Source organism: Campylobacter concisus, assembly GCF_002913545.1.
In the GTDB taxonomy this organism is placed as follows: domain Bacteria; phylum Campylobacterota; class Campylobacteria; order Campylobacterales; family Campylobacteraceae; genus Campylobacter_A; species Campylobacter_A concisus_AV.
Window position 1 is genome coordinate 29234 of record NZ_PPBR01000036.1, and the last position, 15420, is coordinate 44653.

Annotated in this window: 17 protein-coding genes; 8 read left to right on the forward strand and 9 right to left on the reverse strand. The window is 37.7% G+C overall.

Going from position 1 to position 15420, the window contains the following annotated elements:
• Window positions 1-25: 25 nt before the first annotated feature.
• From CYP05_RS02545 to CYP05_RS02555, 3 genes are all read left to right on the forward strand, one after another.
• Window positions 26-1120, forward strand: a complete 1095-nt coding sequence (locus tag CYP05_RS02545; RefSeq protein ID WP_103641890.1) for an ATP-binding protein — start codon at window positions 26-28, stop codon at window positions 1118-1120.
• An 80-nt stretch (window positions 1121-1200) separates the two neighbouring features.
• Window positions 1201-2055 (forward strand): S-adenosylmethionine tRNA ribosyltransferase, encoded by an 855-nt coding sequence (locus CYP05_RS02550; RefSeq protein WP_103641891.1) that lies wholly within the window; start codon window positions 1201-1203, stop codon window positions 2053-2055.
• On the forward strand, window positions 2055-2609 hold the full coding sequence (locus CYP05_RS02555) for a ribonuclease HII (RefSeq protein WP_103641892.1): 555 nt from the start codon (window positions 2055-2057) through the stop codon (window positions 2607-2609). The genes CYP05_RS02550 and CYP05_RS02555 overlap by 1 nt, the downstream gene beginning before the upstream one ends.
• Here CYP05_RS02555 and CYP05_RS02560 read toward each other — a convergent pair.
• The 6 genes from CYP05_RS02560 to CYP05_RS02585 all read right to left on the reverse strand — a co-directional run bounded on the left by CYP05_RS02560 (window position 2601) and on the right by CYP05_RS02585 (window position 7246).
• Window positions 2601-4178, reverse strand: a complete 1578-nt coding sequence (locus CYP05_RS02560) for a DUF4153 domain-containing protein (protein WP_103641893.1) — start codon at window positions 4176-4178, stop codon at window positions 2601-2603. The genes CYP05_RS02555 and CYP05_RS02560 overlap by 9 nt on opposite strands.
• 92 nt (window positions 4179-4270) lie before the next feature.
• Window positions 4271-4828, reverse strand: a complete 558-nt coding sequence (gene frr / locus CYP05_RS02565; protein ID WP_002941557.1) for a ribosome recycling factor — start codon at window positions 4826-4828, stop codon at window positions 4271-4273.
• The gene (locus CYP05_RS02570; RefSeq protein WP_103641894.1) at window positions 4818-5777 is read right to left on the reverse strand and encodes a polysaccharide deacetylase family protein; all 960 of its coding nucleotides are present in this window, start codon (window positions 5775-5777) and stop codon (window positions 4818-4820) included. Before CYP05_RS02570 ends, frr begins: the two co-directional genes overlap by 11 nt.
• 2 nt (window positions 5778-5779) lie before the next feature.
• On the reverse strand, window positions 5780-6109 hold the full coding sequence (gene secG, locus CYP05_RS02575; RefSeq protein WP_002941549.1) for a preprotein translocase subunit SecG: 330 nt from the start codon (window positions 6107-6109) through the stop codon (window positions 5780-5782).
• Window positions 6110-6171: 62 nt separating this feature from the next.
• Window positions 6172-6555, reverse strand: coding sequence for a hypothetical protein (locus CYP05_RS02580; protein ID WP_002941503.1), 384 nt, complete (start codon window positions 6553-6555; stop codon window positions 6172-6174).
• Entirely contained in the window at window positions 6548-7246 is a 699-nt protein-coding gene (locus CYP05_RS02585; protein WP_002941542.1) for a Bax inhibitor-1/YccA family protein, read from the reverse strand. The genes CYP05_RS02580 and CYP05_RS02585 overlap by 8 nt, the downstream gene beginning before the upstream one ends.
• 171 nt (window positions 7247-7417) lie before the next feature.
• Here CYP05_RS02585 and CYP05_RS02590 point away from each other — a divergent pair, with 171 nt between their 5' ends.
• From CYP05_RS02590 to CYP05_RS02605, 5 genes are all read left to right on the forward strand, one after another.
• Window positions 7418-8062 carry a carbonic anhydrase gene (locus CYP05_RS02590; RefSeq protein ID WP_103641895.1) on the forward strand — a complete coding sequence of 215 codons (645 nt, stop codon included), beginning with the start codon at window positions 7418-7420 and terminating at the stop codon, window positions 8060-8062.
• Window positions 8055-9899, forward strand: coding sequence for a mechanosensitive ion channel family protein (locus CYP05_RS02595; RefSeq protein WP_103641896.1), 1845 nt, complete (start codon window positions 8055-8057; stop codon window positions 9897-9899). The genes CYP05_RS02590 and CYP05_RS02595 overlap by 8 nt, the downstream gene beginning before the upstream one ends.
• A 9-nt stretch (window positions 9900-9908) precedes the next feature.
• Window positions 9909-10067 (forward strand): hypothetical protein, encoded by a 159-nt coding sequence (locus CYP05_RS09890; protein WP_002941615.1) that lies wholly within the window; start codon window positions 9909-9911, stop codon window positions 10065-10067.
• A gap of 45 nt (window positions 10068-10112) precedes the next feature.
• Window positions 10113-11210 carry a GGDEF domain-containing protein gene (locus CYP05_RS02600; protein ID WP_103641897.1) on the forward strand — a complete coding sequence of 366 codons (1098 nt, stop codon included), beginning with the start codon at window positions 10113-10115 and terminating at the stop codon, window positions 11208-11210.
• A 79-nt stretch (window positions 11211-11289) separates the two neighbouring features.
• Complete coding sequence (locus CYP05_RS02605) at window positions 11290-12252, forward strand: GGDEF domain-containing protein (protein WP_346311064.1); 963 nt, start codon at window positions 11290-11292, stop codon at window positions 12250-12252.
• Between the two features lie 25 nt (window positions 12253-12277).
• On the opposite strand, the gene CYP05_RS02610 is transcribed toward CYP05_RS02605, so the two are convergent.
• The 3 genes from CYP05_RS02610 to CYP05_RS02620 are packed head-to-tail and all read right to left on the reverse strand — an operon-like array spanning window position 12278 to window position 15106.
• Window positions 12278-13561, reverse strand: coding sequence for a TRAP transporter large permease (locus tag CYP05_RS02610; RefSeq protein ID WP_009295244.1), 1284 nt, complete (start codon window positions 13559-13561; stop codon window positions 12278-12280).
• A 10-nt stretch (window positions 13562-13571) separates the two neighbouring features.
• Entirely contained in the window at window positions 13572-14114 is a 543-nt protein-coding gene (locus CYP05_RS02615; protein ID WP_103641899.1) for a TRAP transporter small permease, read from the reverse strand.
• Window positions 14114-15106: a DctP family TRAP transporter solute-binding subunit gene (locus CYP05_RS02620; protein ID WP_002941552.1), complete on the reverse strand. Its 993-nt coding sequence runs from the start codon at window positions 15104-15106 to the stop codon at window positions 14114-14116. The genes CYP05_RS02615 and CYP05_RS02620 overlap by 1 nt, the downstream gene beginning before the upstream one ends.
• Window positions 15107-15420 lie beyond the last annotated feature (314 nt).

Here is a 15420-nt window from a genome sequence, read left to right on the forward strand (position 1 = left end):
TTTCAAAAAGCCAAAAAGGTCAAATTTGAAAAGTTTAGAAACGCTCTATCAAGCACCCATTAAAAATGCTAAATTTATCCCCAGAAAATATGAGATCATCTCGCCAAAGACGCTTATCATTGGTGCCGTATCAAGTGGCAAAACAGCCCTTGTTTATGAGTTTTTGAGCCATTATAAAAGTGAGGAGAGGCTTTATATAAATTTAGACGATCTAAGGATAGATAGAACCTCGCTTTTAACAAATTTAAAAGACTTTTTAGAAAAAAATACCCAAATAAAGGTGCTCACAGTTGAAAATTTACAAGCCGCTGATCTTGTAAATTTAGACTTTTTAAAGGGCACAACACTTGAAAATATCATCCTCACAAGCAAGGAATTTTCACTCTCGCTTGATGGCTTTGTGCGCATAAATTTAAACTATCTCGACTACGAGGAATTTATACTATTTTTTAAGAAAAATTTAGACCAAGACCTGCTTTTTAGCTACTTTTTGGCCCATGGCAACGAGATAGCAAGCGCCTTTTTGGACTCCAGCGAGGTCACAGCTCACTTGCAGCAGCTCTTAAGAGCAAATTTAAACGAGCAAAGCATCGCTATCTTAAAAGAGTGCGCGACAAAATGCCACGACACCATAAGCGCCTTTGGGGTTTATAAAAACTTAAAAGAGCAGATGAAAATTTCAAAAGATAGCGTTTATAGCGCGATAAATTTGCTAAATGAGAGCGGATACGTGGAGTTTGTGCCAAATTTAGATGAGAGTAGCACGAGCAAGAAAATTTACTTTACAAATTTCGCACTTCGTAATGCCTTGTGCCTAAAAAAGGACTTTTTGGCTGTCTTTGCAAATGTCGTTTTTTGTGAGCTGCTTAAATTTAAAGATGAAATTTACTATACAAAAGAGATCGATTTTTTCCTTAGTAAAAAGAAGCTTGCGATCATCTGCGTGCCATTTTCTGCGCCTGAGATCGTCTTTTTGAAATTTAAAAAACTCCACGCGAGCCTAAAAGAGCTAGGCGTTAGCAAACTTCAAATCATCAGCGTCGCAAACCAAGCCGAGCAAAGCATCGAGGGGATAAAGTGCGAGATCTTGCCATTTTCTAGGTGGAGCCTAGGTTTATAAATTTAAACTCTTTGTTTGATTATCATTTTAAAAGTCTAGGGATAAAATAGTTATAATCAAAAAAACTATAAAGGACGGACATGAGAGCATTTTTTGGGATCTTATTCATCGCTGCAAGCCTTTTTGGCTATGAGATAAACCACGAAAACTGGGCTAAATTTTATAAATTTAGTGGCGATGCAAATGGTGTGAAATTTGAAGTTTATATGAACTATTTTAAAGATGAATTTGAAAATTTCAAACAAAGCAAGAGCTTTAAGGTCCCGCCTAAGATAAGCGGCCACATCTTTTTTGACGGCGCTAAATACGACTACGAAAAGGGCTCTTTTGAGCAAAATGGCAGTGAAATTTCTTCATTAAATGCAGTCTCAGACAAGATAAATTTAGACGTTAAAAACGAAAACGGCGAGCTAAAAGGCAAGATAATCGTCAAAAACAAAGCCTACAACGCCACCGTAAAAGAAGAAAAAGAGTATGAGATCCTAAATATCGGCATCCAAATGACCGAGTCAAACGGCACAAGATACGAAGCGATCACTAACGACATCTTCGCTAAAGACTCCGCCAAAAAATACAAAAACAAGCTTCTTGCAGAGTTTTACGACCTAAAAAGCGAGCGCAAAAAATGGCCAAACAACCAGTATGAGAGCCTAAAAGAGATCTACTACATCAATGACGAGATAAAGAGCGTTTGCACCTATAAAAATGAAAAAACAAACTGCGAGGTGATCTCACTTGCGACGAACAAAAAGCTAAAACTAAAGCAAATTTTTAAAGATATGAATAACGAACATCTAAAAGCAGTCCTTGCGACCGCTGGCGTGAGCGATAACTTCGTGCTTTCGCCGCTTGGGCTTACATTTTTAAACGAGGAGCAGATCAGCGTGCCACTTGAGGAGCTAAGACCTTACTTTAGCGATGAAGTCGGGCTGTAATGGCTAAAATTTGCGGTATCGACGAGGCTGGACGCGGGGCGCTGGCTGGGCCACTAAGCGTGGCTGCTTGCGTGCTAAATAGTGAAATTTCTGGACTAAATGACTCCAAAAAACTAACCGCAAAAAGGCGCGAAGAGCTCTTTAAAGAGATCACAAAAAGCTCAAATTTTCTCATCGCCTACTTCTCAAACGTCCAGATAGACGAGCTTGGGCTAAGTGAGTGCCTAAGGCGCGCACTCAAACTTTTCAAGGCATATTTTGAGGGCTTTGGGATCATCTACGATGGAAATTTAGACTACGGCATTGGCATCACGACGATGATAAAGGCCGACGGCAAGGTCGCTAGCGTAAGTGCTGCTAGCATCCTAGCAAAAGTAAGCCGTGACCGCTTGATGAACGGCTGGGATAAATTTTACCCAGCATACGGCTTTGCAGGGCACAAAGGATATGGCACGAAGTCGCACCTAGATGCCATAGCTAAATTTGGCTACTCAGACTTTCACCGCAAAAGCTTTGTCATAAAGCCAAAACTAGCGCAAAGCTCGCTATTTTAGCTGCGCATCCTCCATATAAAAAAGCACGCTTGCATCATAAAATTTATAAACTCCGTTTTCTTGCACGATTTCCATAGACCTCAAAACAAAGGCGCGCTTGCCAACTTCAAGGATCAAAAGCTGCTCTTTTAGCCGCTCAAATATCTCAGCGCCAAAGTCGCCATCTGGCTTTAAATTTAGACTTGCAAGCGCCTTTTCTAGGTGCTTTTGCATATCTATGCTAACGCTTTCATGATCTAGCTGTATGACGAGCTCGTCACCATTTGTGCTGCTTGCGATGGGCGTTTTGATGGTCGCATCTTTGACGTTTATAGCGGTGCCACTAAAGTCTATGCTAAATATCTGCCACTTTTTCTGCTCAGCCACCTCAAGACCCACTATAAATTTTTTATTTTCTAACGCAAATTTATCGCCGTTTTCTACGAGATAGTCAAATTTATCTTGCAAAAAGTAGAGCTTCTCTTCGCATATCTTACTCACGTCGCCACTTAGCGAGCCACTACTATCAAGTAAATTTAGCGCTCTTAACTCTCTTAGTAAAAGCTCTTTTTGAGAATTTAGCACAAGCTGCTTCGTATCAAGGACAAAATGCGTGAAAAATATGCCAAATATCATAAAAAACGCTAGAAATTTATAAGGGAAATTTCTAAAAAATATCATCACAAAATAACTCAAATTTGCAAATATCACGCAGGCGATGAGATAGATCCTAGGCTCGCTTAGGCCGTACTCGCCGACCCTATGCAAAACGCCCCACCAGAGCAAAATGCTGGGCAAGATGACAAAAAGTGGTAAGTGCTTAAGAATTTGATCATAAATTTGGCTTTTTATAAGTAAATTTAGCCCTCTTAAAACAAAGCCAGCGATCAAGCAGGCAAGCACGATGTAGGCCACTCCGCCACGTGGCAACTCAAGCAAAACAAGCCTATAAATGCAGTATAAATTTAAAAGCGCCACGTAGATGATGAGCAGGGGATTTAGGATGAAATTTATGGCGATCTTGATAGAATTTAAGAGCCTATACTCGCTAAATTTGCTCTCAAAAAAGATAAATAGACAAGGCAGACCAAAAGAGGCCAGCGTCAAGTAGAGCCTTTGCATCCTGTGGCTAGTTAAAAGTTCTAAATCAAAAAGGTAGTTAAGCCCTGCACAAACAGCCACAATGCCAAGAAAAAATAGGTGAAAAAGGGCAAATGAGATGAGTAAATTTAAAAGTCTTGCTAGGCTCTGGCTTATAAATTTCTCATTATCTTTGGCAAAATTTAAAGAGAATAAAAGCACAAAAGCTATGAGATAAAGTGCCACAAGATCGCTGGCATGGCCGCTTAGCTTAAAGCCAAAAAAGTAAAGGCTAGCTCCAAATATCAAAAAGTATAAAGGAAGTAAAATTTGCCTTTTATTTAGGTGGATAGCGACCAAAAGTAGTGGCTCAAGCAGCCAAAAACCTCTATACTCATCCACTATCTGGCTTGGGCTAAGAAAAATGGTAGCTAGAGAAAAAGCCAAAATGGTAAGAAGCAAAATTTTTTTATCGGAAAATGCGGTTTTTAGCTCAGTGGCGATCTGCAAGGTCGTCCTTTAAAGAGTGAAATTTAGCCACATTGCATGGCTAAAAAGTAAGGGTTTAGAAATTTGCAAGGGGCGCAAATTTCTAAGTAAATTTAAATTTTTAAAAGCTCGGCTTCTTTCTCTTTTACGAGAGTATCGATCTTTGCGGTGTATGTGTCGGTTATCTTTTGAACCTCATCTTGACCCTTTTTGCTCTCGTCTTCAGTTATAGCTTTGTCTTTTTCAAGCTTTTTGACCTCGTCGTTTGCATCTTTTCTCACGTTTCTGATGCTAACTTTAGCCTTTTCGCCCATAGCTTTTGCGTGTTTTGCATTTTCTTGGCGTTGCTCGACGGTCATCGGTGGGAAAAATAGCTTAACGCTCTCGCCGTCGCTGTTTGGATTGACGCCGATATTTGCAGCTTGAATGGCTGATGAGATCGCTTTTATCATGCTCTTTTCCCAAGGTGTGATAGCGATAGTCGAAGCGTCACTCGTAAGCACGGTGGCTACTTGGTTAAGCGGAGTTGGCGAGCCATAATAATCAACCATAACGTTATCTAGGATGTTGATATTTACTTTGCCAGTTCTTAGCGTTGTAAAATCGCGTTTTAAAGAAGCGATCGCCTTTTCGCAACCCTCTTTTTGGGTATCGTAAATTTTATTTAGCATTGGTGTCCTTTATTAGAAGTTTTGTGCTTCTGTGATGATCTACTTTTAGCGACATTAACACTTTGCGTCTATCAAGCGGTGGGTTAAATTTACACTCAAAAACGCCATTTGTCATAGGTACTTTTCTAAAGCCATCAAAGCCAGTCATGAAAAAACTGCCCTCGCTTGCGTTTGTATCGGTCTTGATGATGAGTTTATCGATCGCATTGTTTTGCGGATAGCCCTCTGGAAATATCCACTGGGCATTTAAAAATTTACTATTAAAAGTTAGCGCTATCTTCGTGCCATTCATCACTGGCGTTCTGTAAAGATCATAAACGTCGCTTTTATCTGAAACTGCGCCTGAGTTTTGATTTAAAAGTGCTAAAAAGCCAAATTCTTTTGCCAAAGAGACAACTCTACTATCGATCTCGCCGTAAGGGACTGCAAAGTATTTTGGCTTATAACCCATGTGCTTTTCAAAGGTCTCAACGCCCTTTTGAAAGTCCTCTCTTAAGGCCTCATCGCTAAGTCTAGTCATCCTTGGATGAGCGTATGAGTGGTAGCCAATCTCACCGTAAGCTTCTAGCTCTTTTAGCTGATCAAATGTGAGATAGTCGCCATATTTGCCAGCGACTGCTTCGACGTATATCATCATCGCAAATGGGTAGTTATACTCTTTAAAAACTTCAAGCGCCTTGTTATAAAAGCTCTTATAGCCATCATCGATCGTTATAACGATCCAGTTATCAGGGATCGGCTCACCAGCATTTACAGCATCGACAAGTCTTGATAGCTTGACAACTTCGTAGCCATTATTTTTGAAGTATTCAAACTGAGCTCTTAAATTTTGAATAGAAATATCCGTGCTAGCGTGCCTTGGCTCGTCAAAGCGGTGATAAACTAGGATGTGAGCGTCTGCCAAAGCAAACGTTAGCGTCAAAAGTGACGCTAAAAACGTTTTTATCATTGTTATTTTGCTGGATTTTGTGGTGCGCTAGGAGCTGCTGGCACGTCGTTTGATTTTGGTATGACTAGAGATTTGCTATCGACGCTATCAACGATAGAGCGTTTTAGATCTTTATTGTAAAAATATCCAAGCGCAAGTGTGTTTAGGATAAACAAAACGCCTACCACAAAGGTAAATTTAGCTAAAAATCCAGCTGGTCCTTTTGCTCCAAAAAGGCTCTCGTTGCTTCCACTGTATGCTCCAAGACCGATAGATGAGCTCTTTTGGAGTAAAACTGCGATCGTGATAACGACAGCTAGAACAAATTGTAAGATTAAAAATATTAAACTCACGAAATTTCCTTTAAATTTTTTAAATAGTTTGCGATTATACAAGAAAAGATTTAAATTTTTAGTTAAAGTTCTTTTTCAAGCTCATAAAGCTCGTATCTTATGCTTTTAAAAAGCTCAGCTCGCTCTAAATTTATAAGCTTAAAGCACTCTTCAAGCACGCGGGCGCTCTCCTGGGCACGCTTGAAATTTGCAGTGATGATCTCGTCTAAATTTGATCTTTCTTGCTCGCTTTTTGTGCTGGTTTTTAAAACATCATTTTGTGAATTTCTAAATTTTAAAAATTCTTTTTGTGGGATCTTTGCCTTGTGGCGGAGGGACTTTATCTTATAGGCGAGCTTAGCATCGTCAAAGACATATCTTTTTATATCTTCAACGACGCGAAGCCCTTCTTTTAGCCTATTTAGATTCGCATCTATCACTCGGTATATGCGCTCGTCATTAGTCATTTCTATTAAAAATGCCTAAAATTTGTAGTAATGATGTAAATAAATTTACAAAGTCAAGATACAAAGCAACCGCGCCCTCAACTGGTGTCTCGTAGTTACCACGGATGATATTTTGTGTATCAAAAAGTATGTAAGCACTAAATAAGATCGATGAAATACTTGCGATTACAAGTTGAAACATCGTGCTTTTAACGAAAATGTTGATGATCGCTGCTACAACGATAACTATCAAAGTTATAAATAGCATCTTGCCCATCGTTGTAAAGTCGCGTTTTGTATTCATCGCAAAGACGCTTAATGCACCAAATGCAACCGTTGTTAAACCAAATGCTTGAGCTACGATACTAGCGCCACTTGGCATAGCAAGGATCGCTGAAAGTAGCGGAGTTAGCGTAAGACCGCTTACAAATGTAAATGCAAAAAGAAGTATTAAATTTAATCCCTCTTTGCGTTTAGCTGCCATTAGGCCAAAAAGCAACACAAACTCTAGTATCACAAGTCCCCAAAACAAAAATCTATTTGCTGCAAAAACGCCAGCGATGCTAATGCCTACATAAGCGCCAGCTGTAGCTGAAAGTAGTGATGCTGCAAAAAGTTGATAAGTTTGTTTTATAAAAGTGCTTAGTGAGCTTTGAGAATACGCAAGCTCTTCTTGATTTTGCTTAGCGTAGTTTCTATCATACAAACTCATTTTTTCTCCTTATGAATTTTTGTGGTGAGTTTAGCCTAAAATAATTAAACAATAAATAAAAAGAAGTTTAATAAAAAATATTAGTTTAAAGTCCGTTTTAAAGGGCATTTTTTTGATTAAATAAAAGTTGCTATAATCGCGATAAAAATATAAAAAATGGAGATAAATTTTATGGATGATTCAATACTTGAAGGTGCAGTAAAATTTATGGAAGATGGCTTTTTAGAGCACGAAGAGCTATTTAAAAGCTTGCAAAGCAAACAAGATCCGCATACGCTTTTCATATCTTGTGTGGATTCAAGGGTCGTGCCAAATTTGATAACAAACTGCCTACCAGGCGAGCTTTTCATGGTGCGTAATATCGCAAACATCGTGCCACCATATAGAGTGAGCGAAGAGTTTTTGGCGACCACTTCGGCGATTGAGTATGCGCTTGAAGTTTTAAACATAAAAAACATCATCATCTGCGGACACTCTGATTGTGGCGGATGCGCGGCACTTTATGTTGATGAAAAGAAGCTAAAAAACACCCCAAACGTTAAAAACTGGATAAAACTGATCGAGCCAATCAAGCGAGAAGTGCTTAAATTTACAAGCGACGATCCAGCCAAAATGGCGTGGCTAACCGAGAGGCTAAACGTGATAAATTCAATAGAAAATATAATGACCTATCCAAATGTAAAAGAGGAGTATGAAAGTGGCAAGCTTCAAATTTATGGCTGGCACTACATCATAGAAACTGGCGAAATTTTTAGCTACGATTTAAAAGAGGGCACGTTTAAGCTTCTAGCTGATAAAAGAGGCGAAAATGCGTAAATTTCTAGCCATTATCCTGCTTTGCTTTACCTTTGCTTTTGCGGCTGAGAGCAACAAAACTCAAGAAGAAGACATAATAAGCATAACAAATCAAATCCAAACCCTAAACAGCCAGATAAAAATTTTAAAAGCACAGCAAAAAGATGCAAATAACTCAAAGGCTGACAACTCAAATTTAGCTAGCCTCCACAAAAAAAAGAGCGATCTTTTAGAAAAGATACCAAACTATATCATGCAGATCGAATTAACCCAAAGCGATATCAATAAATTTAATCTGCAAAAAGAGGTGCTAGAGAAAAAGGTAGCTAGACTTGAAAAGCAGTCAAACAAAGATGCCTATATCCAAAGCGCCATCGAGCTTGAGAAGATGAAGGTTGATTCTGCTTATTACTCAGCGCTTGTCAGCCTTGAAGAGATCTTTAAAAAGGGGGCTAAGGCAAATTCTATAAAAGATGTGATAGATAATGGACTTTTAAATTTACAGACAAATTCTTATGTAAGTATAAAAGATCTAAAAGACTCACTAAATGACACTTCAGGTTCTTATGACAACGCCTTTTTTGACCTTGAGCTAAAAAAAGAGAGTGAAGAAGAAATTTTAACCTATCTTAAAAATAACGCCGATCTTCTAAGCTCAAGCATGCTCTTGTCTGAGCTAAATTTAGTCGATGCAGTCGAATACATAAACAAAACAACTGACATAAATTCAAGTAAATTTAACATCGGCAAGATCGTTGTTATCGTTGCGATATTTTTATTTTTCGTCTCGCTAACTAGAATTCTAGCCAAACTAACCTACTGGCTAATGTCGCTCATCGCTTCAGGCGAAGGGGTAAAAGAGGCTAAAAATCAGATCGTTGATATCGTGAAAAAGCCGATCTCAGCACTTCTTATCATCTATGCGCTAAATATCTGTATCGGCGTTGGATTTTACCCAGTGCCAGTGCCTCTAACGGTAGCAAATATCTTTTCTATCATATATATAGTCGCATTTTCATGGCTTGTTCTAACCATACTAAATGGCTACGGCATCGCTATCATCGACAAAATCGCGCAAAAAAGCAAGCGTAAAGAGGTGATAAACCTAGCACTGAAAGTCATCTACGTGATCGTGCTAATCATCACACTTTTACTGATCCTTCAAAAGCTTGGCTTTGATATCTCAGCGCTCATCGCCTCACTTGGTATCGGTGGTCTTGCCGTTGCCTTCGCTGCTAAAGACATCATCGCAAACTTCTTTGCTTCTGTTATGATGCTCTTTGACAACTCATTTTCACAAGGCGACTGGATAGTTTGTGGAGACATCGAGGGCACAGTCGTTGAGATAGGCTTTAGAAAAACAACTGTTAGAAGCTTTGATAATGCCCTTATCTTCGTGCCAAACTCAAAGCTAGCAAGCGATCCTGTTAGAAACTGGAGCAGAAGAAAGGTCGGCAGACGTATAAGAATGGTTATTGGCATCGAGTATGGACCAACTACAGAAGAGATCAAAAAATGTGTAAATGACATCAAAAATATGCTAATAAATCACCCAGATATCGCTAAAAGTGAAGATATCGCGGCTAATAAAAGAGGTCTAAAATATAGACAAAACATAGTCTCAGTTGATGACTACGCTGGATATAAGTCAAATTTATTTGTCGTGGTTGATGACTTTGCTGATAGTTCGATAAATATCCTAGTTTATTGCTTTGCAAAAACTATCGTTTGGGGCGATTTTTTAGACGTAAAACAAGATGTAATGCTAAAAATTATGGATATTTTAAAGCAAAATGGTCTAAATTTTGCATTCCCAAGCCAAAGCTTGTATATCGAAAATATCAAAGATAAAATTTAAGGAGAGAAAATGAGTGATGATTTTGACTACGAAGAGGTAGAAGAAGACTACTCTGAATTTAACGATGAGGATGAGGATAGTAGCGATAGCTATGACTATAACTACGACGAAAATGACTACAACTATGAAGATAGCGATGAGGATGAGGATAGTTACGACTCGTATTAAAATGATCTAATTAAATTTAATGGATGAAATTAACGGAGAGAATGATTGGTACAGGAATTTATAGAGCAAGATAACTATAAGGCTATCGATGACATTTACAAAACGATATTAAACGTAGCGATAGTAAGTAACTTGATTGCTATTTTAGTATTTGGTTTTTTTAGTGAAAGCCTATTGATTGTTTTTATATGTCTCTTGTTTTTTTGCATAAATATACCACTAAGGCTAAAATTTGACGTAAAAAAGAGATATCTAATATCAGCTCTTTTTCATATAAATACAACTGCTGTTGTTATTGCTGGGGTTATTAATATTGGCTGGGGCTGTGGTATTTGGATAACTCTACTTGGAGTAGCTCTTATAAATTACTTTCTATCGTTTAAACAAAAAATTATTATCTATATAGTTAGTTTAGTTGAATTGTTTGTGCTTATATGGCTATATTTTTCATATAAAGATAGTCAAACTATAGCATCAGATACTTTATTAAAGACAGTTACATTTTTAAGCATCTGCTTTACTTATTATATAGTTATAAGATTATCTTCCTTTGCTGATGCTATCACATCTAGCAACTATATACAAATTACAAATGAAAAAACAAATATAGAAGAAAATGCAAAATATGACTTTCTAACTGGTCTTTTAAATAGACGCTCAATAGAAAAGATACTAAAATACGAACTCAATGAGCTCATAGATAAGTATAATGACACAAATTTAATTATTATGCTTGGTGATATAGACAATTTTAAACAAATAAACGATACGTATGGTCATAGTGTAGGAGATGAAATTTTAAAAAATATAGCAAAAGCTCTGAAAGATACTTTTAGAGAAAATGACTATGTCTGTCGTTGGGGTGGCGAAGAATTTTTAGCTATATTACCCAATGTTAAAACGAATGATGTAAAAAAAATAGAAAATAGACTTAATGCGAGGATAGCTAAAGTAAAGCTCCCCAACCAAAGCGTTGTAACTATGACTTTTGGTCTTGTTTTTTGTGCAAATGGAGTTAGTATTGATATAAACACTGTGATAGATATAGCAGACAAAAAACTCTATAATGGTAAAAAGAATGGTAAAGATCGCATAGAATATGCCATTTTAAAAAAGGGGTATACACACTATGACAATGCCTAAACTTTCACTTTATATATCGCTAAAGATCATTATTTTCTCAGTTTTTATAGTTCATCTTTTTTATCTAATTATATTCTTCTTGTTTAGTCAAGAAATTTTAGCTGTAGCAAATATCCTTTCAGTTAGCATATATCTTTTTACTTTAAAACTACTTTTTGACAGCGATGAGAACAGCAAAATTGCAATGGTCATATTACAAGTAGAAATTTTACTTCACGCATCACTTTGTTTATATATCCTTGGATGGGGATATGGCTTTGAAATATTGTTCTTAACATCGATGGTTAGTCTCTTCTTCATATCCATTAGCTTTAAGTTTTTAAATAAAGCTATATCAATACTTCATATAGTGCTGCTTATATTTTTCTTTTTTACACTTGATACACATAGCAATAATAACGGATTTTATAAAGAAACGTTATTTGTATTTAATCTAACAATATCTTGCATATTTGCTATTATTACTTCATTTTTATTAGAAAGTTCAAATTTATTTATATTTTTAAGCATTTTGGAAGAAAAAGAAATGGCTAAAAATATCCTAAATCACGATCCGCTAACTGGTCTTTTAAATCGCGCTTCGATGCAGCAAATTTTAAACCAAAAAGAACTTTATAAAAATAAAGATTTTGCAATTGTTATGTGTGATATAGACAATTTTAAAAAAATAAACGATACTTATGGACACGGCGCAGGAGATGCTGTTTTAAAAAGTTTATCAGGCATATTCAAAAGCACCTTTAGAGATGAAGATAGAGTGGCTAGATTTGGCGGTGAAGAATTTTTAGCTGTTATTACAGGTATCAAAAAAGATGCTGCTGTAAACGTAGTAGAGCGTGTAAGAGAGACTCTTAATAAAAACATAGTTGAGTTTGAAAACATAAAAATAAATGCAACTATGACATTTGGAGTTGTTGCACATGATGGCACAGGTGAGTTTAGCTTAGAAAAGATGATCAAGCAAGCTGACGAGTTACTTTATGTCGGTAAGCGAAATGGTAAAAATATCGTTATGAGTGCGGATTACGATCCAAAAGGATAAATTTAGAGGCCTAAGCCTCTAAATTTTAATGTCCATACATTATGTTTGGCAACCAAAGTGAAATTTGCGGTATATAAGTAACCAAGATAAGGCCAAAGAACAAGGTTAGCGTCCACGGCAAGCACGCCATGATGACCTCTTTTAAGTTCATATTTGTAAGACCGCTTGCGACAAATAAATTTAGTCCAACAGGCGGGGTCACCATACCTATCTCCATATTTACAACCAAGATGATACCAAAGTGAATAGGATCGACGCCTAGTTGCGTAGCTATCGGAAGCAAGAGCGGCACCATGATCATGATAACGCTTGAAGGCTCCATAAACTGACCCATGATAAAGAGCAAGATATTTACAAATATCAAGAACCCTATCATGCCGATATTTGCATCAAGTATCATCGAAGCGATCGCTTGTGGGATCTGCTCGCTAGTTAGCAAATATGCAAAAACAACGGCGTTTGCGATGATAAAAAAAATCATAGCTGTTGTAAGGGCTGAGTCTAGGCAGATATCCCAAAGGTCTTTTATCTTTATATCTCTATATATGAAAAGTGAGATAAATAGCGCATAAACAGCACTTGCCGCAGCAGCTTCAGTCGGAGTGAATATACCTCCATAAATTCCGCCAATGACCACGACGACTATTAAAAGAGCCCAAAATGCTTTTGCAAATTTTTGCACTCTTACTTTAAATGGCTCAGCCTTAGTCGCTTTAAAGCCAAGCTTTTTTGCTCCGACATAGGTTTGCACGAGCATAAAAGCTCCAAGCATAAGACCAGGCACGACGCCCGCCATAAAGAGCTTGCCGATACTAACCTCAGCAGTTACGCCATAAACTATCATAACAACTGAAGGTGGGATCAAAATTCCAAGCGAGCCAGCCGTAGTTATGCCGCCCACTGCGTACTCTTTTGGATAGCCAGCCTCTTTTATAGCTGCAAACATAATTGAGCCAATAGCTACAACCGTCGCAGGTGAGCTTCCAGATACCGCTGCAAATATAATGCAGGCAAATATCGCACTCATAGGCAAGCCGCCTGGCAAGTGTCCGACCATAGACTTTGCAAAGTCGATGATACGTCTTGCTGAGCCACCTTTACTTAGTAAATTTCCAGCCAAGATAAACATCGGTATCGCCATTAGCGAAAATTTATTGATGCCATCAAAAATTAGCTGTGGGATCGTAGCGATGTCGATATCTGTAAAAAATATCATTGTTAAAACGGTGCTTGTGCCTAGCGAAACCGCGACTGGCACACCTATTAGCATCAGTGCAAAAAGCAGGATAAATAAAAATGCTATTGTCATCTTTTTCTCCTTAGTCTTTGACTACGCTACCATGAGCTAGCTCGTGCGCTTCGTTGCTTACGACCTTTGCTGCAGGAGTTAGAGCTACTTTGATAGCTTTTTCAGCAGAGCGGTAGCTAGCTGTGACAAAGGCTATTGGAAGCACTAGCATAGGGACCCATTGAGGTATGCCAAGGTCTATTATCATCTGCTCGATCTCGTGTAAAATTTTAAGATAATCCACCGAATAAACCGCGATAAATATCAAAAAGACAGTTGTTAAGATGTGCGAAAAGAGCAGGCACGCTTTCGCAAGCGCTGGTGGAAATTTCTCCACCAAGATAGTTACGCTCACGTGGATGCCCTTGTTAAAGCCATACGCTGCGGCAAAAAACGCCGACCAAATGAAGAGGTAGTTTGATAGCTCGCTCGCCCATGACCAGCTTTTGTCGAAAAAGTATCTGGCCACGACGTTGGCAAAGGCTAGTAGCGTTCCACTAGCTAGCCCTAAAACGGCGATATTCTTATTTAGCGATACTATCAATATATCAAGAGCGTTAATGAAATTTTTCATTATTTTGTCTCGATTGTTTTTTCTATAAGCTCTTTGCCGATGACGTCGTAAAATTTAGGATAGATAGCCTGCATAGTCTTCTCCCACTCAGCTTTTTGTGCGTCGTCTATCTTGAAAATTTCTAGCTTTTTAGTCTCTGCTATATATTTTTCAAGCTCAGCTATGACGTGAGCGTCCTCTTTAGCTGTCTCTTCTCTCTCGTAAGCTGTAGCCTCACTTAGAGCTTGTTTTACATTTGCTTTTAGATCATCTGGCAGTTTGTTCCAAAATTTATCACTCATAACGACTAGATAGCCTAGATATCCGTGGTGTGAAAGCGTAAGCGAGCTTTGAACCTCGTGAAATTTAGAGTTATAGAAATTTGATAGTGGGTTTTCAGTCGCATCAACTACGCCTTGTTGAAGTGCAGAATAAACCTCTGAAAATGGCAGAACTTGTGGGTTGCCACCGATAGCTTTGATCTGCTCTTCAAGCACTTTTGAGCTTTGGATTCTAAATTTTTGTCCTTTTGCATCTTCTGGCACAAGGATCGGTTTTTTGCTTGAGCTAAAGTGCTTAAATCCAGCATCCCAGTAATCAAGCGCTACAAAGCCTTTCTTAGTCACAAGACCTTTTAGCTCCTCGCCAACTGCGCCATCTTGAACCTTGTGAAGGTGGTCTGCATCTTTAAAGATGAAAGGCAGGTCAAATAGCTGAAACTGCGGCACGATTGGTGTAAATTTAGAAAAGCTTGGAGCTGCCATTTGAACGTTGCCAAGTTTTAATGCGCCAAAAACTCTATCATCATCAAGTAGCTGCGCTGATGGGAAGACTTGAACTTTTATCTTGCCGCCACTTAGCTCCTCAGCACGCTTTGCAAAAAAGTCAGCTGCCTTGCCCTTTGGCGTAGAAGCTGCGACAACGTGAGCAAATTTGATCGTATAGACCTTATCCGCACCAAATGCTAAGCCACTGATGGCACATGTAAAAAGTAAAGCTTGTAAGAATTTCATCTTTCATCCTTTGTAATAGTTTTGATAGATGCATTATAAATTTCAAAAATAAAAATTTAGAAATTTTGTTTCATAAATTCACATATCTTTATTTTTATATGTGTATTTTAGTAACATTTTTGATCTAAAATGTATAGTTATTACTTTGTAAATTTAACGTAAAAATTTATTTATCATTTTTATAGTCTATTTTTGTTACTTTTCTACACATATTTTTATATTATTTTTACATTTAGAGAAATTTAAATTTACTTTTCTCTCTTTTGCAAAGCCAAATTTGCTCTTTTAGGATATAAATTTTCACTCTTTTAACG

Coding starts and splice junctions, on each gene's coding strand:
- CYP05_RS02555 (WP_103641892.1), top strand. CDS start 2,055: ATGGCTAAAATTTGCGGTATCGACGAGGCTGGACGCGGGGCGCTGGCT.
- CYP05_RS09890 (WP_002941615.1), top strand. CDS start 9,909: ATGAGTGATGATTTTGACTACGAAGAGGTAGAAGAAGACTACTCTGAA.
- CYP05_RS02550 (WP_103641891.1), top strand. CDS start 1,201: ATGAGAGCATTTTTTGGGATCTTATTCATCGCTGCAAGCCTTTTTGGC.
- CYP05_RS02615 (WP_103641899.1), bottom strand. CDS start 14,114: ATGAAAAATTTCATTAACGCTCTTGATATATTGATAGTATCGCTAAAT.
- CYP05_RS02580 (WP_002941503.1), bottom strand. CDS start 6,555: ATGACTAATGACGAGCGCATATACCGAGTGATAGATGCGAATCTAAAT.
- CYP05_RS02610 (WP_009295244.1), bottom strand. CDS start 13,561: ATGACAATAGCATTTTTATTTATCCTGCTTTTTGCACTGATGCTAATA.
- CYP05_RS02620 (WP_002941552.1), bottom strand. CDS start 15,106: ATGAAATTCTTACAAGCTTTACTTTTTACATGTGCCATCAGTGGCTTA.
- CYP05_RS02595 (WP_103641896.1), top strand. CDS start 8,055: ATGCGTAAATTTCTAGCCATTATCCTGCTTTGCTTTACCTTTGCTTTT.
- frr (WP_002941557.1), bottom strand. CDS start 4,828: ATGCTAAATAAAATTTACGATACCCAAAAAGAGGGTTGCGAAAAGGCG.
- CYP05_RS02570 (WP_103641894.1), bottom strand. CDS start 5,777: ATGATAAAAACGTTTTTAGCGTCACTTTTGACGCTAACGTTTGCTTTG.
- CYP05_RS02590 (WP_103641895.1), top strand. CDS start 7,418: ATGGATGATTCAATACTTGAAGGTGCAGTAAAATTTATGGAAGATGGC.
- CYP05_RS02585 (WP_002941542.1), bottom strand. CDS start 7,246: ATGAGTTTGTATGATAGAAACTACGCTAAGCAAAATCAAGAAGAGCTT.